This window comes from Streptomyces bambusae (assembly GCF_019400985.1).
Lineage (GTDB): Bacteria > Actinomycetota > Actinomycetes > Streptomycetales > Streptomycetaceae > Streptomyces > Streptomyces bambusae_A.
In genome coordinates, this window is record NZ_WTFF01000044.1 from 1 (window position 1) to 22,216 (window position 22,216).

Below are 22,216 nucleotides of genomic sequence, written 5' to 3' on the forward strand. Positions count from 1 at the left end.
GCGCAGGGCGGCCGGGAGCGCGCTGGCCGCCGCCGGGCTGGTCCTGCTCGCCTCCGGATGCGGGATCCGGGCGACGACGGTCCCGGTGGACGTGGGCCCGGCCCCGTCCCGGGTGTCCTGCGACACGCCGGTGCCCGGATCGGCCCAGGCCTCCGGCGTCCAGGGCTTCCGGGCCACGGTGGAACTGGTCTGCGGATCCCAGCTGGTGGGCGTCGAACGGGTGGTCCCGGTGCCGGAGAAGCGGCCCGCCAAGGACCCGGTGGTACTGGTGGCCCAGGCGCTGCTGGAGGCCCTGGAGCACACGCCCTCGACGGAGGAGCGCGACGCCGGCTTCACCACGGGCGTCCCGGCCGGCCTGACCGCGGCGCCGCCGCGCGCCGGCGACCCCGTCGGCACGCTGCGGCTCAGCCGCCGCCCCGAGGACCTGCCGCCGGTCGCCCTGGCCCAGATCGTGTGCACGCTGTCCGACAGCGAGGCCGTCTCGGCGGGCCCCGGCCCGGTGGTCCTCGGTGGCCCGGACCCGGACCCGCCGCGCTCCTTCGAGTGCACCGACGCGGTACGCGCCCGCCCGGAGTCCGCCTCCACCCTGGGCGAAATCGTCCGCCCGACCACAACCCCGACCCCGGCCACGCCCCCGGGCCCGACTCCGCCCTCGTCGAAGAGCCCTTGACCTTCCGGCCGGCGCGTCCGTCCCCGTCGAGTTCTCCAGGCCGCCTACCTGCCCGGCCTGGCGGTACCCGCCCGGCCCCGTCAGCCTCTTCCGGGTCGGATATGGCGGCGGCCCCCTGAGCCGGAGCTCAGAGGGCCGACAGTACTGTGGCGGCGGGAGAGGCCGGGGCGTGCCCCGGCCAAGGGCCGGCGGACGGAGTCCGTCGCAGCGGGCCGAAGCCCCTGAGGCGCCCCGGCGCCGAAGGGTGCGAGGGGCGCACGGAAAGGTCAGATGCCCGCCGCGGCTGCCAGGTCCTTCTTGATGGCGGCCAGCGTCTGTTGGCCGCGGGTGCGGGCCGGGGTCAGGTCGGCGGCGTCGGCCACCGGGACGACGACCTCCAGGTAGCACTTGAGCTTGGGCTCCGTGCCCGACGGGCGGACGATCACCCGGGCCCGGTAGTCGCCCTCCAGGTGGTAGCGCAGGCCGTCCGTGGGCGGGAGCGACTCCGTGCCCTTGGTCAGGTCCTCCGCCGAGACCACCTGCAGGCCCGCCAGCTGCGCCGGCGGCTGCGCCCGCAGCTGCGCCATCGCCGAGGCGATGACCGACAGGTCCTCCACCCGCACCGACAGCTGGTCGGTGGCGTGCAGGCCGTGCTCGACCGCCAGGTCGTCCAGCAGGTCCACCAGGGTGCGGCCCTGCTCCTTCAGCTCCGAGGCGAGCTCGGCGACCAGCAGGGCGGCGGTGATGCCGTCCTTGTCGCGCACGCCCTCGGGGTCGACGCAGTAGCCCAGGGCCTCCTCGTAGCCGTAGCGCAGGCCCTCGACCCGGGAGATCCACTTGAAGCCCGTCAGGGTCTCCTCGTAGCCCAGGCCCGCCGCCTGCGCGATCCGGCCCAGGAGGGAGGAGGAGACGATGGACTCGGCGAAGACGCCCTGCGCGCCCTTGTGGACCAGGTGTTCGGCCAGCAGCGCGCCGACCTCGTCGCCGCGCAGCATCCGCCAGCCGCCCTCGGAGGCGTCGTCCGGGACGGCCACCGCGCAGCGGTCCGCGTCCGGGTCGTTGGCGATCACGATGTCCGGCTGGACCTGCGCCGCCGTGGCGAAGGCCAGGTCCATCGCGCCCGGCTCCTCCGGGTTGGGGAACGCCACCGTCGGGAAGGCCGGGTCCGGCTCGGCCTGCGCCTCGACCAGCGCCGGGGCGGGGAAGCCGTGCCGGGCGAACGCGGCCAGCACGACATCCTTGCCGACGCCGTGCATGGCCGTGTAGACGGTCCGCACGCCCCGGGGGGACCCGGGCGTCAGGACGGCGTCCGTACGCGCCAGGTAGGCCTCCAGGACCTCCTCGCCGAGGTCCTCCCAGCCGCTGTCCGGGCGGGGTACGTCGGCCAGCGCGCCGATGCGCGCGATCTCGGCCGCGATCTCGGCGTCGGCCGGGGAGACGATCTGGGAGCCGTCGCCGAGGTAGACCTTGTAGCCGTTGTCCCGGGGCGGGTTGTGGCTCGCGGTCACCTCGACGCCGGCGACGGCACCCAGGTGCCTTATCGCGTACGCGAGGACGGGCGTCGGCAGCGGGCGGGGCAGGACGGCCGCGCGCAGCCCGGCGCCGGTCATCACGGCCGCCGTGTCGCGGGCGAAGTCCGCCGACTTGTAGCGGGCGTCGTAGCCGACCACGACGAGGCCGCCCGCGTGGCCCTGGGCCTTCAGGTACGCCGCGAGACCCGCCGCGGCCCGGATGACCACGGAGCGGTTCATCCGCATCGGGCCCGCGCCCAGCTCACCGCGCAGTCCCGCGGTGCCGAACTGGAGCGTGCCGGAGAACCGGTCCGCGAGTTCGGCCGTGTCGCCGGCCGCGACGAGCCCGGCGAGCTCCTCGGCCGTCTCCGGGTCCGGGTCCTCCGCCTGCCACGCCCGCGCCCGGGTGATCAGGTCGTCCTGCACTTCATCCGCCTCTTCTCGTGCCTGCGTCTCGTGCCTGCGTCGTCGTCGCGTCCTGCCGCTGCCGGGTCCTGCCGCTCAGATGCGGGCGAGGACCTGGGTGAGCAGCTCGCCCATGCGGGCGGCGGAGTCGCGGCCCGCCTGGAGGACCTCCTCGTGGTTCAGCGGCTCGCCGGACAGGCCCGCCGCCAGGTTCGTCACGAGGGAGATGCCCAGCACCTCGGCGCCGGCCTCACGGGCGGCGATGGCCTCCAGCACGGTGGACATGCCGACCAGGTCGGCGCCCATGACGCGGACCATGTTGATCTCGGCCGGGGTCTCGTAGTGCGGGCCGGGGAACTGCGCGTAGACGCCCTCTTCGAGGGTCGCGTCGATCTCCTTGCACATCGCGCGCAGCCGCGGCGAGTACAGGTCGGTCAGGTCCACGAAGTTCGCGCCGATGATCGGCGAGGCCGCGGTGAGGTTGAGGTGGTCGCTGATCAGGACCGGCTGGCCGGGCTTCATGCCCTGGCGCAGGCCGCCGCAGCCGTTGGTGAGGACCACGGTCTTGCAGCCGGCGGCGACGGCGGTGCGCACGCCGTGGGCGACGGCGGCGACGCCGCGGCCCTCGTAGTAGTGCGTACGGCCGAGGAAGAGCAGCGCGCGCTTGTCGCCGATCTTGTACGAGCGGATCGTCCCGCCGTGGCCCTCGACGGCGGGCGGCGGGAAGCCGGGCAGTTCGGTGACGGGGAACTCGGCCTCGGGGGCGCCGAGCGCCTCGGCGGCGGGGGCCCAGCCCGAGCCCATCACGAGGGCGACGTCGTGGGTCTCGGCGCCGGTGAGCTCCCGCAGACGCGCGGCGGCGGCGTCGGCGGCTGCGTGGGGATCGGCGGTGGGGTCGATAACAGATGCGTTCACGCGGACGAGCGTAGCCGCTGATGGCCTACGCGCGTAGATGGCACAGCTCACGGTGTTCGGATCGTTGCTTTGTCGTTTCCGACGATTTGCTCCGTCCGGGATCGCCCCGGGATCGCCCCGGCATCGCCCCGGGCCCGCCGGGCCCCGGTGTCGGGGGGCTCCCGGCGGAGCCGGAACCCGTCAGCAGGGCCGCTTGCGCAGCTCCATCACGTAGTCGTGCGGGGCGCCCGCCATCTCGGCCGCGTCGGCGATCTCGCCCAGGTAGCGGGCCGAGGGCAGACCGCCCTCGTAGCCGTTCAGGACGTACACCCAGGCCGCCTCCTCGCCGTCGAGGGTGTGCACCCGTACCCGCATGCGCCGGTAGATGTCGAGGCCGACGCCCTCCCAGCGGTCCATGCTGTCCTCGTCCAGCGGGGCGATGTCGTACAGCGCGACGAAGACCTGGTGGCGCGGCGCCTCCACGATCGTGGCGAGCGCGCCCTCCCAGCCCATCTGTTCCCCGCCGAAGGTCAGCCGCCAGTCCTGGAGCCACCCCGTGCCGCGCAGCGGGGAATGCGGGGCGCGGCGCGTCATCAGCCGCGGGTCGAGGTTGCCGGCGTACGCGGCGTAGAGCGACATGGGGTCGAGGGTACGGGAGGGGAACGGGTGGCCGCGTGCCCGCCCGCCGCACGGGTGGTGCGGACCGGATGCCGGGCCGCGGCGGGCACCGGGCGGCCGGCCGTGGCGGGCACCGGATGGCCGATCGGGGAAGAAGCACCTTGAAGCGTGCGGGACAATGGAGCACGGAATGCATCCCCCGGGGAGTCACCCCGGAACCACCGGCCGGAAGCGGCAGCCGGCCGGGTAGACGTGAGGCGGACTTTTCGTGACCCGGATCGTGATCATCGGCGGCGGACCCGGCGGGTATGAAGCGGCGCTCGTGGGCGCCCAGCTCGGCGCGGAGGTGACCGTCGTCGACTGCGACGGCCTGGGCGGGGCCTCGGTCCTGACCGACTGCGTACCCTCCAAGACCCTCATCGCGACGGCCGAGGTGATGACCAACTTCGACTCCTCCCACGAGGAGCTGGGCATCATCGTCGCCGACGACACCCCGCCGCTGGAGCAGAAGGCGCGCATCGTCGGCGTGGACCTCGGCAAGGTCAACCGCCGTGTCAAGCGCCTCGCGCTCGCCCAGTCCCACGACATCACCGCCTCCGTGACCCGGGCCGGCGCCCGCGTCCTGCGCGGCCGCGGCAAGCTCGGCGGCCCGCAGGGCATCGACGGCACCCGCGACGTGATCGTCACCGCCGCCGACGGCACCGAAACGATTCTGACCGCGGACGCCGTGCTCATCGCCACCGGCGGCACGCCCCGCGAGATCCCCGACGCCCAGCCCGACGGCGAGCGCATCCTGAACTGGACCCAGGTCTACGACCTGGACGAGCTCCCCGAGGAGCTCATCGTGGTCGGCTCCGGTGTGACCGGCGCCGAGTTCGCCGGCGCCTACCAGGCCCTCGGCTCCCGCGTCACCCTGGTCTCCTCCCGCGACCGCGTGCTGCCCGGCGAGGACCCGGACGCGGCGGCCGTCCTGGAGGACGTCTTCCGGCGCCGCGGCATGAACGTCGTCGGCCGCTCGCGCGCCGAGTCCGCCAAGCGGGTCGGCGACCGGGTCGAGGTGACCCTCTCCGACGGCCGGGTCATCTCCGGCACGCACTGCCTCATGGCGGTCGGCGCCGTCCCGAACACCCGGGACATGAACCTGGAGGAGTCCGGGGTCCGGCTGAAGGAGTCCGGCCACATCTGGACCGACAAGGTCTCGCGCACCAGCGCGCCCGGCGTGTACGCCGCCGGCGACGTCACGGGCGTCTTCGCGCTCGCCTCGGTCGCGGCCATGCAGGGCCGCATCGCGATGTACCACTTCCTGGGCGACGCGGTGACCCCGCTGAACCTCAAGACGGTCTCCTCCAACGTCTTCACCGACCCCGAGATCGCCACCGTCGGCTACACCCAGGCCGACGTCGACGCCGGCAAGATCGACGCCCGGGTGGTCAAGCTGCCGCTGCTGCGCAACCCGCGCGCCAAGATGCAGGGCATCCGCGACGGCTTCGTGAAGCTGTTCTGCCGCCCCGGCACCGGCATCGTCGTCGGCGGCGTGGTCGTCTCGCCGCGCGCGAGCGAACTGATTCACCCGATCTCGATCGCCGTCGACAACAACCTGACGGTCGAGCAGATCGCAAACGCGTTCACCGTGTACCCCTCGCTGTCCGGATCGATCGCCGAGGTGGCCCGCCAGCTGCACACCCGCAAGGCCGGCGGCGAGGCCTAGGCCTGCCGAACCGCCGCAGGCCGTACGGGGTTTGGGGCGGGGCGACGTATCGTCACGTGGTCGACACGCAGCCTTCGCTGTGCGTATACCACTAGTCGCCCCGCCGTGCGGACAACTTCGGAATTCCGGCGCAAAGAGCTGAAAGCAGACGGTCGTTGGGGTTACCGTCTGTTTCGTGTTCGCTGCAGAACGTCGTCAGTTGATCCTCGAAATGGTGCGCGCCAACGGGGCCGTGTCGCTCCGTGAGCTCGCCCGCGTCGTCCAGACCTCCGAAGTGACCGTACGGCGGGACGTGCGGGCACTGGAGGCAGAAGGACTCCTCGACCGCCGGCACGGCGGTGCGGTCTTGCCGGGCGGTTTCACGCGGGAGTCCGGCTTTCCGCAAAAGTCCCACCTCGCGACGGCGGAGAAGACCGCCATCGCCGATGTAGCCGCCGGCCTCGTCGAAGAGGGCGAGGCCGTGGTCGTCGGCGCGGGCACCACGACCCAGGAGCTGGCCCGCCGGCTCGCCCGGGTGTCCGGACTGACCGTGGTCACCAACTCCCTGCTCGTCGCACAGGCGTTGGCGCATGCCAACCGGGTCGAGGTCGTGATGACCGGCGGCACCCTGCGCGGCTCCAACTACGCGCTGGTCGGCAGCGGGGCCGAGCAGTCCCTCCAGGGCCTGCGGGTCTCCCGCGCCTTCCTCTCCGGCAGCGGACTGACCGCCGAACGCGGCCTGTCCACCTCGAACATGCTCTCCGCGAGCGTGGACCGGGCGCTGGTGCAGGCGGCCGCGGAGGTGGTGGTCCTCGCCGACCACGGCAAGCTGGGCACCGACACGATGTTCCAGACCGTGCCGACGGACGTGATCACCCGCCTGGTGACCGACGAGCCCCCGCCGCACGACGACCGGGCCGCCACCGAGCTCCAGGCACTGGCCGACCAGGGCGTGCAGATCACCGTGGCCGGTTCCGGCCACCCGGGCGCGGCCGGCGTCGACGGCCTCCCCGGCCGCCGCCAGACCCGCCGCGACGCCCCGCTCCCGGTCCAGCGCCGCGGCGGCCCCCAGCTCCGCAGCGCGGTCTCACCACCGGAGCCGGGGGACCGGGCGCGGGTGGCGGACCTGCGGAGGCGGTAGCGGACTCCCGCCGGGAACGCAGATGCCCCACCGGGCGGACCCGGTGGGGCATCTGTGTCATTTACGTGTGTGTCATTCCGTGCTGTCGAGCCACCGCTTTGCGGCTGCCCGGGATTCCGGATGCCCGATATCAGCAATGCTGAGATAGCGGGCGAATCGCCGGAGAACCTCTTGGCGTTCCGGTGATGTCACCACCACCGTGCCGATCGAGAATTGCGATGTGGTCCCACAGCACAAAACACTTCCGTCACGGGACAGGGTGAGAAACTCCGGGCGCCCGTAGCTGCTGCCGAGAATTCCTGCTGCACCCTTGCCCATGATGTCCCAGGGGTCCTGCAGTGTCACGCAGGTCCATCGGGACGGCCCTTCCTCACCGGGCGGTCGAAGCGCGATGAAGAAGGTCGGGTCTTCCTCCTTGAACAGTCCATTCGTGACGGAGAGGCGGTACCAGTCGGAATTCGCCTTCTCGTGGAGGAGGGGATCCTCCACGTCCACCCATGCTTCGCTACGGGTGTCGCCCGGCAGGACGCTCATCATCTGACCTGCGACCGCAGGGGGGACGGCGCCTGCAGGGACGGCGACCGCCGGCTGCACGGACAGGCCGGCCAGGGCCAGTTGGCCCTCCCGTTCCGACTGATCGGACATTCCTTTTCCTAACGCCGTCGGTTGACCGGCCCGGAGCGGCCTGTGTACGCGCCCGGTAGAGTGCCCCACGGATACGTGTACACCTTATTGTATCTGTGGCCGAGTACGTATCCGATATTGCCGTGCGAATCGACCAGGATTCTGGTCAGACTGTTGCCGGTCTGTCCGGCTTCTCCCACGCCTGTGTAGATGGTCGAGCCGATCCACTTGCGGGCACCGCCAGGCATACCCGGCCTTCCCTTCAGCGTGTCCCATTCACCGTCGGAGATGCGCTGGTCGATCAGCCCCTGCCGGATCGCGTCCACGGTGTCGTGAACCTCCTGGGGGATGACCCGGCTGTCCACCGCGTCCTTGTGGTACGGATCATTCTTGAAGGCCGGGGATTCGGCCTTCTTCCCGTCGCCCCTGCCCTTGCCCTTGCCGCAGTTGTGAACCAGGAGGGCGGCGGAGCCCGCCAGCACGTAGTACGTGTGCTCGCCCGCGACCGTGAGGTTGCGGACCTGCTTCTGCTGCGTCCAGCGCTTGACCTCGGTGACCTGGACCCACGTACCCGACGAGGTCTGCAGCAGGTCGCCGGCCTTGAGGTCGGTCGCATCGAGCCACTTGCGCAGGGACGGGACCCAGAACGGATGCTGATCCGTGGCGGTCACCTGCTCCGCCGCATCGCCCTTGGCGCCGTCCGTGTCGATGGTGATCTCGACCAGGTTCTTCTGCCCCTGGCCGATGATCTGCGCCACGACGGGCCGCGCCGTGGTCGATCCGGACTCCGCGTTGCCCGCAAGTACCTCGTCACCGATCTCGACGTCCTCGATGGGCTTGGACGAGCCGTCGGCCATCAGGACGTGGGTCTCCGGGACGAAGCTGTTGGATTCGCAGCTGTCCTTCTGCGGGGCGTCGTTCTTGGACGTCTCGTCGGACTTCGACGACTTTCCGTCGCCGTCGCCCTTCTTGGCCTTCTGCGTGGACGCCTTGCCCTGCCTGGCCGCTGCGGCCTTGGCCTCGTCGGCCTTCTTGGCCGCGGCGGCTGCCGCCTCCTGGGCCGCCTTTCTGGCTGCTGCTGCTTCCTCCTCCAGTTTTCTGGCCCGTTCGGCTGCTTCCTCCACCTGCCGCTTCCACTCGGCGAGGTCCTCGGCGTACTTCGCCATGGCCTGCTCGTAGCGCTTGACGCGGGCGAGGATGTCGCGGGCGAGTGCGAGTTTGTGCGACCAGCTGTTGAAGGCTTCCCAGGCGCGGTCGAGTGCCTTGAGGATGCGCTTGGCGCGGCCCGCGAAGGGCAGGGCCGCATCGAGGGCGAGACCGGCACAGGCGCCCCACGAGCCACTGAGGCAGTCGCGGATGTCGTCGTAGCCGGAGGCGTCCTTGAGGATGCCCATGGCGACTTCGAGGGCGATGTCCAGGGCGCTCTTGCCCTGGATCATGCGGGCCCAGGCGGCCTCCGCTTCCGTGAAGTCCTTGACGGGCATCACGGGCGGTGCGATGGAGAGGCCGCTGGGGTCGGCGTACGTGACCGGCGAGTTGTTCGCGTAGACGTACGCGTTCTGCTGCTTGGGCTCGTTGAAGTCGACGATCGGGTCGACGGACAGGAACCGTCCGGTCGCCGGATCGTACTCGCGGGCGCCCAGGTGGACCGTGCCGATGGACTCGTCGATCTCGCCGCCGACATAGCCGCCCTTGCCCGGCCACACCGACGGGGCCGTGCCGCGGACCTCGCCGTACGGGGTGAACTTGCGGCGGGTGACCGCGGAGGTCTTGGCGTCCACGGAGGTGGTCGCCGTGCCGTTGTGGTCGGTCATCAGGTACGACGTGGTGGTCACGCCGTCCTTGACGGTCTTGACCATGGTCGGGCCGGCCGGGTGGGCGTAGTAGCGCGTGCCCTCCAGCTTGCCGGCCTTGGTCAGCTTGACCTCGGTGCCCGGCAGGTAGAGCGTGGTGCCGGTGTTGTCGCGCTTGATGAGGCGGTTGCCGCCGGCGTCGTAGACGAAGCCGGTCTCGTCCGTCCCCTTGGTGACCTTCTCCAGCTGGCCCGTCGTGTTCCAGAGCAGGGTCTGGGTGTCGCCCTGGACGGTGCGGGTCTCGGTGTTGCCGGCCTTGTCGTAGGTGTAGGACTCGGTACGGGTTCCACCGGGGCCGGTGACGTCGACCTTCTTGAGCTGGTTGGCGCCGGGCTGGCCGGGAGTTCCGTAGCTGTAGGAGCGGGTGACGTCCTTGGTGAGGTCACCGGTGGGGGAGTGCTGGACCTCCTTGGTGCGGTTGCCCGCCGCGTCGAAGCTGTAGGAGCTCCAGTACGGGCTGGGACCGCCGACCTGCGGCTTGGAGCCGGGGCCCGCGGCGTCGGGCTTGGCCGCGCAGTCGTCCGTGGCCGTCCACGCCTCGTTCATGCGGCGCATGTAGTCGTAGGCGAAGCACTGGACGTCGGGGGCGGCGGTGGGGCCTTCCTTGTCGGTGATCTTGAGGATGTTGCCGACGGCGTCGTAGTCGTACGACGTGTCGTTGATCCGGCCCGGAGCCTTCTCCGTGTCGTTGATGGTCCGGGTCAGGCGGCGGGTCTGCTCGTCGTAGTAGTTGGTCGTGTAGACCTGCGATCCGGCCGGGCCGGAGTGGGTGCGCAGGACGTCGCCCATGGGCGAGTAGTCGACCTTGTCGACGAACGTCTTGCCTTCGACGCCCATGACGGTGGGCAGCTCGAAGTGGTTGTACTTCATCGAGATGAGCTCGATGGGCAGCCCGGCCACGGCCGGCTGCTCGGTCCACTCGATCAGGCCGGTGTTGGCCCGGTAGCCGGTGGAGAACTGGTACGTACCGCCGAGAGCACCTTCCGAGGACGGAATCGTGATCTTCGTTCCGGTCGGGCGGTAGTCGGTGTCGTACCCGGTGACTTCCTGGGTGTACGCCTTTCCGTCCACGTACCGGGTCGAGGCCACGGGCAGGCCGATGGCGCCCGGCAGGGTGTCGAAGGTGGTCGAGGTCAGCTTCGGGCCCGTCGGCGAGCCCTCATGGATCGCGACGACCCGGCCGAAGGCGTCGTACTCGGGGGCGGTGACCTTGCCGCGGCCGTCCGTCAGTGTGGCGAGCCGGTCGCCCTTGCCGTACGTCATCTTCGACGTGCCCTTGTCGGGGTCCGTCTGCTCGGTCATGCGGCCGCGGAGGTCGTACTTGAACCCCCACTTGTCGCCGGCCTGGTTGGTGACCGACTCCAGCGATCCACGCTCGTCGTAGCCGTAGGTCGTCCTGTCGTAGTCCCCGGTCGGCGAGTCGGACCGGTAGTGGCGGAGCTCGGTCTTGCGGCCGGCGCCGTCGAGGAAGGCCCGGGTCGGGGTCTCGCCCTTGGGCGGGTCGACGGTGATGTTGTCGCCGCCGTAGGTGGTGGTGGTGCGGTCGGTCTCCTCGCCGAACTTGCGGGAGATCTGGGCCACCGAGCGGCCGGAGCCGTCGTACTGGGTCACCGTGGAGGACGGGACCTCGTTGTCCTTCGGCGCGAACTGGACGCCGGAGGCGGTGCCTGCGGTGTAGTAGGCGCCGTTGGACTTCCAGACCTGGCCGAGGCTGTTGTAGAAGGTGTCGGAGATGACGCGGCCGCCGGCCAGGGCTTCCATCTGGGTCTGGCGGATGCGCAGGCTGCTGTCGTAGATGTCGTAGCTGGTGCGGTAGGTGCCGTCGTCCAGCAGCGCCTTGTTGGTGATGACGACCGGACCGTCGGTGCGGACGTCGTAGGAGAACATGCCGTTGGGCGACTTGCTCGACGGGGTACGGCCCGGCGACCACACCTTGGTCAGGCGGCCGAGGGCGTCGTACTCCATCACCTGGCGGCGGCCGTTGGTGTCCTGCTTGGCCAGGACGGAGCCGCGGCCCTGGTCGGTCTGCGTCGTCTCGGTGTGGCCGGCGTGGTTGGTGGTGACGACCTTCGTGACGATCTGACCCGACGCCGGGGTGTAGTCGAGCTTGGTGACCTTGCCGAAGACGTCGGTGGTCGTCTTCGGACGGCCGTAGTCGTCGAAGGTCGCGCTGCCGTCGACCTGGTACTGCGGAGTGCTGCCGGAGTACCCGGTCAGCGACTCCGTCGACTTGACGTTGCCGGCCGCGTCGTACGACACCTTGACGTCCGAGGTGACGTCCGCGGGGCGCTGCACGGCAGCGTCACACGCCTTGGCCACGGTCTCGATGCGCTTCTGGCGGGCGATGATCCAGCGGGTCTCGTCCGACTCGTACTCGTAGCGGCTGCAGCTGTCGTCCGAGGGGTCGGCGACGTCGCCCTTGCGCGACACCCACTGGGCGATGCCGCGGTTGTCGTACCTGGTCTCCATGGCGGTGCGGCGCCAGCCGCGGCCGTCGGAGAGCAGGATGCGCGAGTTGACGTGCGTGGTCTGCTGGACGAAGGACTGGAGGGGTTCGATGTCCTCCGCCGGGACCTCGCCCTTGCGCAGGCGGGTGGCCGTCGGGCCGTGCAGCCACGGGGTGTAGGTGGTGGCCGCCTCCAGGGCGCCGCCTTCGCCGTTGTAGGCCAGGACCTCGCGGGTCTGGCCGGCGTAGAGGCGGTGGTCGGCGATCTCGTTGCCCTCGGAGTCCTTGACCTTGACGGACTTCCTGCCGCCCTCGGGGGTGGCGCGGTCGCCGTCCAGGCCGCGGAAGAAGAGGGTCTCGGTCATGGACCGCTTGTCGGGGGCCGCGCCGATGAACGTCCTGACGCGCTCGTAGCCGCGCCACTGCGACCACGTACGCGTCTTGGGCCGCATCATCTCCGTCTCGTCGTCGAAGGCCCAGGCGGGCTTTCCGACGTACTGGTACGTGGTGACACGGCTCGGGGAGTTGCCGGCCCGGTCCTCTTCACGGACGGAGTCCACGATGTGCTTGTGGAACCAGTCGGTGGAGTAGATCTTCCGCTTGCGCTCGGGGTCGGTGGGGTCCGGGAGTTCGGAGATCACCGGGTAGCAGCGCAGCGTGTTGGTCTCCGGCGAGGCCGGCATGACGCGGGGGTCGGCGGTCCGGCACTCGGGCTGAGCGTAGTCGACCGCGATGGTCGAGCCGGTCTCGGTGTCGATCGCTTCGATGCGGTAGCGCTTGAAGGGGACCTTGCCGTCTCCCTGGCCGTCGACACGGTTGTCGAGCTGCTTGCCGCGGAACTTCACCGCAGGAAGCTCGATCTCCGCGTTCGCCGCACCCGCCACGTTCGTGCCGTTCTTGCCCACGTGGCGGATCTCCGACAGCCACAGCGGGTAGTCCGAGCCGTCACCGGTCTGCGGGAAGTCCTGCACGAGCTTCCACGTGTCGACCGGCTTGTGGGTGGTGCCGTTCCAGACGAAGGTGCTGACCTCCGTCAGGCGCTTGCGGGAGAAGAAGGTCGGGGTGAACCGGCCCTTGCACTCCTCGCCCTTGGCGCACAGCTGGTCGCCGGGGGTGTCCGGCCACTGCTTGGCGATGTTCCAGTCGACCTCCGGCTTGAGCTTGGCCGGGTCGCAGTCGAACGTCGTGGTCTTCAGGCACCGTTCCTCGACCTTGAAGCGGACCTCGGCCGGGGCGCTGGTGAAGAGGTTGTCGTCGCGCAGGCCGTAGGAGACGTGGTCGAGCCAGCCGGAGCGGGTGTACTCGCGGGCGGTGGAACCACCGGCGATCTTGTAGTTGGAGCCGTAGTAGTTCTGCTCCTTCTGGTACCAGTACGTCATCGCGTTGCCGCGCGGGTCCACGACGTAGTCCAGGTTCCAGCGGTAGGCCTGGCTGCAGACGGCGTCCGCGAAGGTGGCGTTGTAGCAGGGCTCACCGGGGTGGTTGCCGTAGACGGGGACGGTCCAGGTGGAGTTGGTCACCGGCTTGCCCGCGACCCAGTTGTTCAGCTTGTTGAGGCCGAAGTAGAACTGGATGCCCTGGGGGTTGGTGAACCGCCAGTGCTCACCCTCCTTGTCGCCGTTGTCGGCGCCGGAGAGGAGTTCCAGGCGGGAGCCGTCGTCCTTGGCCGGACGCCACTTCTTGCTGGTGTCGTCCAGGACCAGCGGCGTCGAGCCGCCGTTGAGGGACATGGTGACCATGGGTGCGCCGTGGCACAGGTCGCCGGTGTCGTCCTTGGGGTTGTTGTAGCCGGAGTCCTTGCGCTTGTCCTGGCTGCACGGGGTGAAGGACCGCTCGATGTAGTTCGAGGCCAGGTCCCAGCCGTCACCCACCCAGGACGTCTGCTGCGCGGAGGCACTCGTACGGCCGTCGATGGTGGCGCTGGAGTAGCCCAGGGACAGCGACGGGCTCGGACCGCCCAGGGAAGCCGGGATGTCCAGCGGGTAGGACCAGGAGAAGTCACCCGCCGAACCGCCCGCCTGCCAGGAACCCGACGGGTTCAGGCTGGTGGCCTTGTAGGTGCCGTTCGCGCCGTCGGCGCCGGCCGTGGCGGACAGCACCATGGTGCCGCTGTTGGCCGCCGCGGCGGCCGGGGCGGACTGCATCGTCGCGCTGCTCGCCGCCGCCGCGGGGGCGGACAGGAACGCGCTGCCGACCGGCTTGGCGGCAGGGGCCCGGCCGGCCGGGGCGTCGAAGGTCGCGACGAGCTTGCCGGTGACCGGGTCGTTCTTCGTGACGACGTCCTGGGAGCCCTGGCACTCAGGACGCTGCGGCGTCGTCTGCGCACACGCGGGTACGGCCGTGAAGCGGAGGCGGGAGCCCCAGCCACCGCCGTAGGCGTTCTTGAAGGCGTTGTAGTCCAGCTCCACCGAGACCGGGGCGGCCTTGGTGCCCGCATCGGTCCGCCGGACGGTCAGCAGGAGGCCGTTCCCGACGCCGGAGCGCTTGGCCGTGGCCTGGTCGTGCAGATCGACCTTGACCTTGACGCCGGTCGCAGCGGCGGCGCCGGTCGGATCGGCGGCGCCGGTCGGATCGGCGGCTGCCGGGGCCCCCGCGGCCCCGGCCGAACGGCGCTCTGCCGAGGACGCGTTCTTCGCCGGCAGGGCCGAGACGGAGACGGGCAGCGTGCCCGCCTTCACCGCCTTGCCGGCCTGCGGCGATCCGGCTGCCGCGGGCGCGGAAGCGGGACCGGTGGCTGATTTCATTGCCGCGACGGTCGGGACCTGTGCGTCGGGCAGGCTGATTTCGGCCGAGCCGGCCGCGGGCCAGGCGACGTCCGGCGCGGACTTCCACTTCTTCTTCTGCGACTCCGCGGGCCCGGCCGCGGGCTTGCCCTTGACGTCGCTGCCGCCGACCTTCGTCAGCTTCTGGTTGCCGGGCAGCTTGGGCCCGGAGGCCGCCGATGCGTCCGCCACGGTCAGGCCCGTGGTCAGCAAACTGGCGGCGATGAGCGGTATCGGCCACCGCCAGGCACGCCTCAGAGGCGCACGCATTGCATGCGCCTGGGTTCTCTTCAAGATTCGAACGCTCCTGATTATTGCACGCGGACCACTGTTGTTCCGCGATTTACCGGACGCGCAGAACCTAACAGCGTCGAAGCCCGGCGTGGTCGGGAAATATCCGGAGGAGGCGACTCCGCATATGCCCAGGTGAAGCGCATCTTTAACGGTGTGTTAAATGCGGAATTTGAGGTTCCTTTACTTCGCGCGCGAGGCCCCCGGGGATGCTCCGTGCGACGGGATCCGGGTCGAACGCAGACCCCGTCTGATGCTACAAATCAATCGAACACAGCGGGCCGAAAACGGAATGGCCGAATACTGCTTTCCGGTCGGAGGCTCAGCCGACTGCTTTCGGCCGCTGCCCGCGAGGGGGAGCTGCCGGAACCGACACCGAGGACCCACTCAGTGAGACCCTTCCCGACGCGGTCCCGCGTCACCGGGCCGCTCTCCCGCAGAGCGCCCGTACTCACCGTGGCGACCGCGCTGGTCGCCGCCCTGCTCGGCGCGGTGCCCGTCGCCGCCGCGGCCGGACCGGCCCAGGCGCCGGCCGCAGCCAAGCCCAAGCCCAAGCCCAAGAACTCCGGCGCCACCGAGGCCGAACAGGCCGCCAAGGCCAGTGCCGAGGCCCAGCGCACCGGCAAGCGCGTCGAGATCGTCTCCCAGCGCACCGAGGACGAGGAGGTCTGGGCCAACCCGGACGGTTCGTTCTCCACCGAGCAGGCGCTGGTGCCGATCCGCGTCCACCGCGGGGGCAAGCTCGTCCCCGTCGACACCGGCCTGACCAAGCAGGAGGACGGCCGGATCGCCACCAAGGCCACCCACAGCGCACTGAGCTTCTCCGGCGGCGGCACCGCTCCGCTGGTGACCATGCGCAAGGACGGCCGGGACATCTCCCTGACCTGGCCCAAGCCGCTGCCGGCGCCGAAGGTGGAGGGCAACAGCGCCACGTACGCGGAGGTGCTCAAGGGCGTCGACCTGCGGGTCGCCGCGGACGCCACCGGCTTCTCGCACCAGCTGATCGTGAAGGACCGGGAGGCCGCCGCCAACCCGGAGCTGGCCTCCCTCGACTTCGGCCTCAAGGGCACCGGCGTCAGCCTGCGCGAGGAGCCGGACGGCGCGCTCCGGGCCGTCGACCCCGCCGGGCAGACCCTGTTCAGCTCCGCCAAGCCCCAGATGTGGGACTCCGGCGCGGGCAGGACGGCGGCGCAGCCCGCCGCGGGCGCCAAGGCTCCGGACGCCAAGGCTCCGGACGCCAAGGCTTCCGCCGCCAAGGCCCCGGCTGCGGGCATCCAGGCCGCCGCCCCGACCGCCCAGGCCGCCGCCACGCCCGCCACCGAGGGCATCGACGTCGGCAGCAAGCAGGCCGACCTCGGCGTCTCGCTCAAGGGCGACAAGCTCACCCTCACCACGGACCGGAACCTGCTGACGGCCGCGGACACCACCTACCCCGTCGTCATCGACCCGAAGTGGCGGGACGACTGGAAGTCCGCGTGGACGGTGGCGTACAAGCACAACGGCATCCCCGGCACCGAGAAGACCAACTACTGGAACGGCGGCACCCTCAGCGACGACGCCCGCGTCGGCTGCGCCAAGGACGCCGCCAAGGGCGGCGCCGTGGTCTGCGCCAAGACCTTCTTCCAGGTCCCCGTGGGCAGCCTCAAGGGCAAGCGGATCATGGAATCCACGCTGCGGATCAAGCAGAAGTCGGCGGGTTCCTGGAGCTGCAACTCCGGCGACATCCAGGTCTGGGACACCGACCCCATCAGCAAGTCCACCACCTGGAACAGCCAGCCGGACTGGAACCGGATGGTGGACGCCTCCGGCCAGTCCTACGGCGGCCGCAACTGCCCGGGTGACGGCGACACCATCGAGATGAACGTCACCTCCGGGGTGGCCGGCGCCGTCAAGAGCGGCAAGTCACAGTGGACCCTCGGCCTGAAGGCCGCGAAGGACACCGTCGACGTCTCCTGGCGCAAGCTGGACCCGGACAGCCTCCGCATCTCCACCAAGTACAACACCACCCCGACCATCTCGGACCGCTCGACGGACCCGTACGTGGCCTGCTCGGGCGGCACCATCGGCCGGACGGACGAGGTCGTCCTGCGCGCCCGCGTGAAGGACGCCGAGGACACCAGCCTCACCGCGGAATTCCACTACTGGAAGGCCGACGACTACAGCGGCACCCTGAAGAAGGTGCTCGACAAGAAGACCTCGGGCAACGTCGCGATGGCGCGGATCCCGGCGCCCACCGACGGGGCCTGGAAGTGGGACGTCCGGGTCACCGACGGCACCGACACCAGCGCCTGGAACGGCCAGTGCTCGTTCACCGTGGACCTGAAGGGCCCGTCCACCAAGCCCAAGGTGTCCTCCGTACAGTTCCCCGAGGACGACCAGACGGGCAACGGCTACGCCCGCACCGAGGGCACCTTCAAGTTCGAGTCCGGTGGCGCGACCGACGTGGCCAAGTACCAGTGGTACACCACCGAGAACCCGACCGTCCGCACGGCCACCCCGGCCGTCAAGGGCGGACCGGTGGACGTCAAGTACACCCCGGTGGCGGCCGGCCCGCACAGCCTCTACGTGTGGAGCCTGGACGCGGCGGGCAACCCGTCGAACAAGACCTTCTTCCAGTACTACGCCAAGCGCCCGCTGGAGCGGGACAAGCACGGCGACGTCAACGGCGACGGCCAGACCGACATCTGGAGCGTCGACCCGGGTGACGGCAAGCTGTGGATGGTTCCCGGCACGACCGGCGGCGCCTTCGGCGTGCCCCGGCAGGCCGAGCACGGCAACTTCGCCAACGCCCGGTCCCTGACGCAGTGGGGCAGCTGGAACGAGGGCGACTACTACGAGGACCTGATCGTCCTGGAGCCCTCGGCCGACAACAGCCGGCAGAACCTGTACGTCTACCGCGGCGCGGGCGACGGTGAGCTCGAAGACCCCGAGAACAGCCGGATCGAGCTGGGCACCCGCTACGACGCCAACGACCACTGGGCCAACGCCGACCAGGTGCTGGCCATCGGCAGCGTCAACGACGACCCCACCGAGACGGGCGAGGGCGACGGCAGGATCGACGAGGCGGACCAGCCCGACCTGCTGGTCAAGACCGGCGGGGAGCTCTGGCTCTACTTCGGCCAGAGCGACGGCGTCCTGGACAAGCGGTCCTACGACCCGGTCCAGCTCGGCAACGCCGACTGGCAGAACATGACCCTGATCGCGCCCGGCGACCTCAACAAGGACGGCCTGCCGGAGCTCTGGGCCCGCGACAGGACCACCGGAAAGATCCACCAGTACACCAGCCGCCCCTCCACCGACCCCGCGTCCAAGGCCGGCATCGACCTGGCCGTCTACGGTGACGCGGCCGTACGCACCCAGTCCATCGGCACCGACTTCACCGGTGCGGTCCGGCCCCACCTGGCCAGCCTCGGCGACTTCGAGAAGGACGGCTTCCCCGACCTGTGGTCGCGGGACAACAACGGCGTGCTCTGGGAGTTCCAGGGCCGTCAGCCCGTGGGCGGCGACGCCTTCAGCCCGGCCCGCCAGATCGCGGTCGGCGGCACCCCGTGGACCACGTGCGAGAACGTGCCGGCGGTGACCGCCGGGACGACCCAGCGGCTGTGCGGTCCGATCCTGGCGAAGTTCAAGGCCAAGGGCGGGGCCACCGGCTTCGGCAAGCCCTCGGGCAAGGTCACGGACAACCCCGACGGCGGCAAGTTCGTCCACCTGCGGACCAACGGCTCCACCAGCGACAACGCCTCCATCTACTGGCACCCGAGCACCGGCGCCTGGCTGGTCATGAACGGCATCCGCTCGAAGTGGATCAGCCTCGGCGCGGAGAAGGGCATCCTCGGATACCCGACCTCCGACGAGGCCAGGACCTTCGACGAGGTCGGCGCGTTCACCACCTTCTCCGGTTCCGGCGGCGCCGGCGCGATCTACTGGTCACCGGAGACCGGGTCCTTCTCGGTCCACGGCGGCATCTACGCCCGGTACGTACAGATGGGCGGCCCGAGCCGGCTCGGCTACCCGACGACCGACGAGACCAACCACACCGACGGCGTCGGCCGCTACAACCACTTCCGCAAGCGCGGCCAGACCTCGGACACCGCATCGGTCTACTGGACCTCTGCCACCGGCGCGTGGCCGGTCTACGGCTCCATCCGCGCCAAGTGGATCGCCCTCGGCGCGGAGAAGAGCTTCCTGGGGTACCCGAAGTCGGACGAGTACGAGGTCGCGGGCGGTGTCCGCGAGGACTTCACGGGCGGCTACATCCGCTTCAACAGGACGACGGGCGCGGCGGTCGAGCACCGTCCCACCGACCGCACCGCGCACCTGCGGACCGACCTGTCCGGCGACTTCAACGGCGACGGCCGCAGCGACCTGGCGACCGTCTACGACTACGGTGACAACACCACCGCCCTGTGGGTGCTCGACGCCCGCCCCGACGGCGGCTACGAGGAGCCCACGGTCCGCTGGACCAGCGCCAAGGGCAGCTTCTCCGACGACCGTGCCAAGTGGGTCGCCGGTGACTTCAACGGCGACGGCCGCACCGACATCGGCGCGGTCTACGGCTACGCCGACGGCAGCAACGCGCTGTGGAACTTCCTCTCCAACGCCGACGGCACCTTCACCCCCGTCAAGGGCCTGACGGCGGCCGCGGGCAACTTCGACTGGAACAAGGGCACCTTCGTCGCCGGCGACTTCAACGGCGACAAGAGGGCCGACATCGCCATGGTCTACGACTACGGCGACGGCGCGGCGGGCCTGCACACCTGGACCGGCAACGCCAACGGCACCTTCAACTCGGGCATCGCCAGCTGGCGGGTGGGCACCGGGCAGTGGTGGGCCCCCCACGCCTCGTACCGGGCGGGTGACATCAACGGCGACGGCCGCGACGACATCCTCGCGCTCTACGGCTACACCGCCGGCGGCGCGGCGATGTGGACCTTCATCGGCCAGCCGGGCGGCGGCTTCGCCGCTCCGGTCAAGTCGTGGACCAAGACGAAGGAGCAGTGGGAGTACCCGCGCACCAAGTTCACGGTCGGCGACTACAACGGTGACGGGCGTGCCGACGCGGCCCTGATGTACGACCACACCGACGGCAGCGACTCGCTGACCACGCTGCTCGGCCAGGCCGACGGCAAGGTCGGTGCGGAGCTGAGCAGTTGGAACACCCCGGACGGCAACTGGTACGCGTCCAGCACGGGCCTGCTGGTGTCGGGCGACGCCGACGGCGACGGCCGCGAGGACCTGTCCGTCCTGTACAACTACGCCACCGGCGCCACCAGCGCCTTCACGTTCAAGGGCCGCACCGACGGCGGCTTCGAGAACACCTTCCGCAGCTGGCAGGCCCTCCCGGGCACCTGGTGACATGAGTCCCGCATGACGGTCCGACACTGACACGACGAAGCCCCCGCCCGGAAAGCTTGACCGGGCGGGGGCTTCGTCTACGGCGTACGGCGTACGGCGTACGTCGTACGGCGGCGAGGACGTCAGTCCTTGATCTCGCAGATCGTCGCGCCGGAGGTGACGGACGCGCCGACCTCGGCGGTGAGGCCGACGACGGTGCCGGAGCGGTGCGCGTTGAGCGGCTGCTCCATCTTCATCGCTTCGAGCACGACGACCAGGTCACCCTCGTTGACCTGCTGGCCCTCCTCGACCGCGACCTTGACGATCGTGCCCTGCATGGGCGAGGCGAGGCTGTCGCCGGAGGCGGCCGGGCCGGACTTCTTGGCGACACGGCGCTTGGGCTTGGCCCCGCCGGCGGCGGCCGTACGGGCCAGGGTCATGCCCAGCGAGGACGGCAGGGAGACCTCGAGACGCTTGCCGCCGACCTCGACGACGACCGTCTCGCGGCCCGGCTCCTCGTCGGTGTCCTCGGCGGCGGGCGCCGCGAACACCGGGATCTCGTTGACGAACTCGGTCTCGATCCAGCGGGTGTGGACCGTGAACGGGTTGCCGTCGGCCGGCGCGAAGGCGGGGTCGGCGACGACCGCGCGGTGGAAGGGGATGGCGGTGGCCATGCCCTCGATCTCGAACTCCGCCAGGGCGCGGGCGGCCCGCTGGAGGGCCTGCTCGCGGGTGGCGCCGGTGACGATCAGCTTGGCCAGCAGCGAGTCCCAGGCCGGGCCGATGACCGAGCCGGACTCTACGCCGGCGTCCAGGCGGACACCCGGGCCGGTCGGCGCGCTGAACTTCGTCACGGTGCCGGGGGCGGGCAGGAAGTTACGGCCCGGGTCCTCGCCGTTGATGCGGAACTCGATGGAGTGGCCGCGCAGCTGCGGGTCGCCGTAGCCGAGCTCCTCGCCGTCGGCGATGCGGAACATCTCGCGGACCAGGTCGATGCCGGCGACCTCTTCGGTGACCGGGTGCTCGACCTGCAGGCGGGTGTTGACCTCCAGGAAGGAGATCGTCCCGTCGAGGCCGACGAGGAACTCCACCGTGCCGGCGCCGACGTAGCCGGCCTCCTTCAGGATGGCCTTCGACGCGGCGTACAGCTCGGCGTTCTGCGCCTCGGAGAGGAACGGCGCGGGGGCCTCCTCGACCAGCTTCTGGTGGCGGCGCTGCAGCGAGCAGTCACGGGTGGAGACGACGACCACGTTGCCGTGGGAGTCGGCCAGGCACTGGGTCTCGACGTGCCGGGGCTTGTCGAGGTAACGCTCGACGAAGCACTCGCCGCGGCCGAAGGCGGCGACGGCCTCGCGGACGGCGGACTCGTAGAGCTCGGGCACCTCTTCCAGGGTGCGGGCGACCTTCAGGCCGCGGCCGCCGCCGCCGAAGGCGGCCTTGATCGCGATCGGCAGCCCGTGCTGCTTCGCGAACTCCACGACCTCCTCGGCACCCGAGACCGGGTCCGGGGTACCGGCGACCAGCGGCGCGCCGGCCCGCTGGGCGATGTGCCGGGCGGCGACCTTGTCACCGAGGTCGCGGATGGCCTGCGGGGGCGGGCCGATCCAGGTCAGGCCCGCGTCGATGACGGCCTGCGCGAAGTCGGCGTTCTCGGAGAGGAAGCCGTATCCGGGGTGGATGGCGTCCGCACCTGAGTCGGCAGCGGCCTGGAGCACCTTCGCGATGTCGAGGTAGCTGGCTGCCGGAGTGTCACCGCCCAACGCGAAAGCCTCGTCGGCCGCGCGGACGTGCAGAGCGTCCCGGTCCGGGTCGGCGTAGACGGCTACGCTCGCGATCCCGGCGTCCCGGCAGGCCCGGGCAACGCGGACAGCGATTTCGCCACGGTTGGCGATGAGCACCTTGCGCACGATGGCTCCCTCCTTGAAACAAGCTGAGTTTAGGGACAGCCGACACGGCCTTTCGACCCGTCTCCAGAGGTGAGCTTCCCCACACAGAGCGTTA

The 22,216-nt window shown here is 70.6% G+C and carries 11 protein-coding genes; 5 read left to right on the top strand and 6 right to left on the bottom strand.

All coding sequences use genetic code 11. The features are described 5' to 3' along the window. A partial coding sequence (locus GPJ59_RS09330) for a hypothetical protein (protein WP_374200821.1) occupies positions 1-670 on the top strand: 670 nt, incomplete at its 5' end. Between the two features lie 266 nt (positions 671-936). On the opposite strand, the gene GPJ59_RS09335 is transcribed toward GPJ59_RS09330, so the two are convergent. The 3 genes from GPJ59_RS09335 to GPJ59_RS09345 form a co-directional block, all read right to left on the bottom strand. Then, positions 937-2,586: a phospho-sugar mutase gene (locus GPJ59_RS09335; protein WP_219666005.1), complete on the bottom strand. Its 1,650-nt coding sequence runs from the start codon at positions 2,584-2,586 to the stop codon at positions 937-939. A gap of 75 nt (positions 2,587-2,661) precedes the next feature. Continuing rightward, a complete protein-coding gene (locus GPJ59_RS09340; RefSeq protein WP_219666006.1) occupies positions 2,662-3,480 on the bottom strand; it encodes a purine-nucleoside phosphorylase in 819 nt (272 codons plus the stop codon). 180 nt (positions 3,481-3,660) lie between these two features. Further along, positions 3,661-4,098, bottom strand: a complete 438-nt coding sequence (locus GPJ59_RS09345) for a gamma-glutamylcyclotransferase (protein WP_219666007.1) — start codon at positions 4,096-4,098, stop codon at positions 3,661-3,663. Between the two features lie 247 nt (positions 4,099-4,345). Between GPJ59_RS09345 and GPJ59_RS09350 the strand changes: the two genes are divergently transcribed. Then, positions 4,346-5,785: an NAD(P)H-quinone dehydrogenase gene (locus GPJ59_RS09350; RefSeq protein ID WP_219666008.1), complete on the top strand. Its 1,440-nt coding sequence runs from the start codon at positions 4,346-4,348 to the stop codon at positions 5,783-5,785. Positions 5,786-5,960: 175 nt separating this feature from the next. Beyond that, a complete protein-coding gene (locus GPJ59_RS09355) occupies positions 5,961-6,905 on the top strand; it encodes a DeoR/GlpR family DNA-binding transcription regulator (protein ID WP_219666009.1) in 945 nt (314 codons plus the stop codon). Between the two features lie 72 nt (positions 6,906-6,977). Here GPJ59_RS09355 and GPJ59_RS09360 read toward each other — a convergent pair whose 3' ends face one another. Together GPJ59_RS09360 and GPJ59_RS09365 are read right to left on the bottom strand one after the other, a co-directional pair. Continuing rightward, entirely contained in the window at positions 6,978-7,550 is a 573-nt protein-coding gene (locus GPJ59_RS09360; protein ID WP_219666010.1) for a hypothetical protein, read from the bottom strand. Positions 7,551-7,558: 8 nt separating this feature from the next. After that, a complete protein-coding gene (locus GPJ59_RS09365) occupies positions 7,559-14,803 on the bottom strand; it encodes a polymorphic toxin-type HINT domain-containing protein (protein ID WP_219666011.1) in 7,245 nt (2,414 codons plus the stop codon). Here GPJ59_RS09365 and GPJ59_RS09370 point away from each other — a divergent pair. Next, positions 14,793-15,020, top strand: coding sequence for a hypothetical protein (locus GPJ59_RS09370; protein ID WP_219666012.1), 228 nt, complete (start codon positions 14,793-14,795; stop codon positions 15,018-15,020). The two genes, GPJ59_RS09365 and GPJ59_RS09370, sit on opposite strands and share 11 nt — an antisense overlap. 251 nt (positions 15,021-15,271) lie before the next feature. Beyond that, entirely contained in the window at positions 15,272-20,236 is a 4,965-nt protein-coding gene (locus GPJ59_RS38435) for an FG-GAP-like repeat-containing protein (protein WP_219666013.1), read from the top strand. Between the two features lie 122 nt (positions 20,237-20,358). On the opposite strand, the gene GPJ59_RS09380 is transcribed toward GPJ59_RS38435, so the two are convergent. Beyond that, the gene (locus GPJ59_RS09380; protein WP_219666014.1) at positions 20,359-22,122 is read right to left on the bottom strand and encodes an acetyl/propionyl/methylcrotonyl-CoA carboxylase subunit alpha; all 1,764 of its coding nucleotides are present in this window, start codon (positions 22,120-22,122) and stop codon (positions 20,359-20,361) included. Positions 22,123-22,216 lie beyond the last annotated feature (94 nt).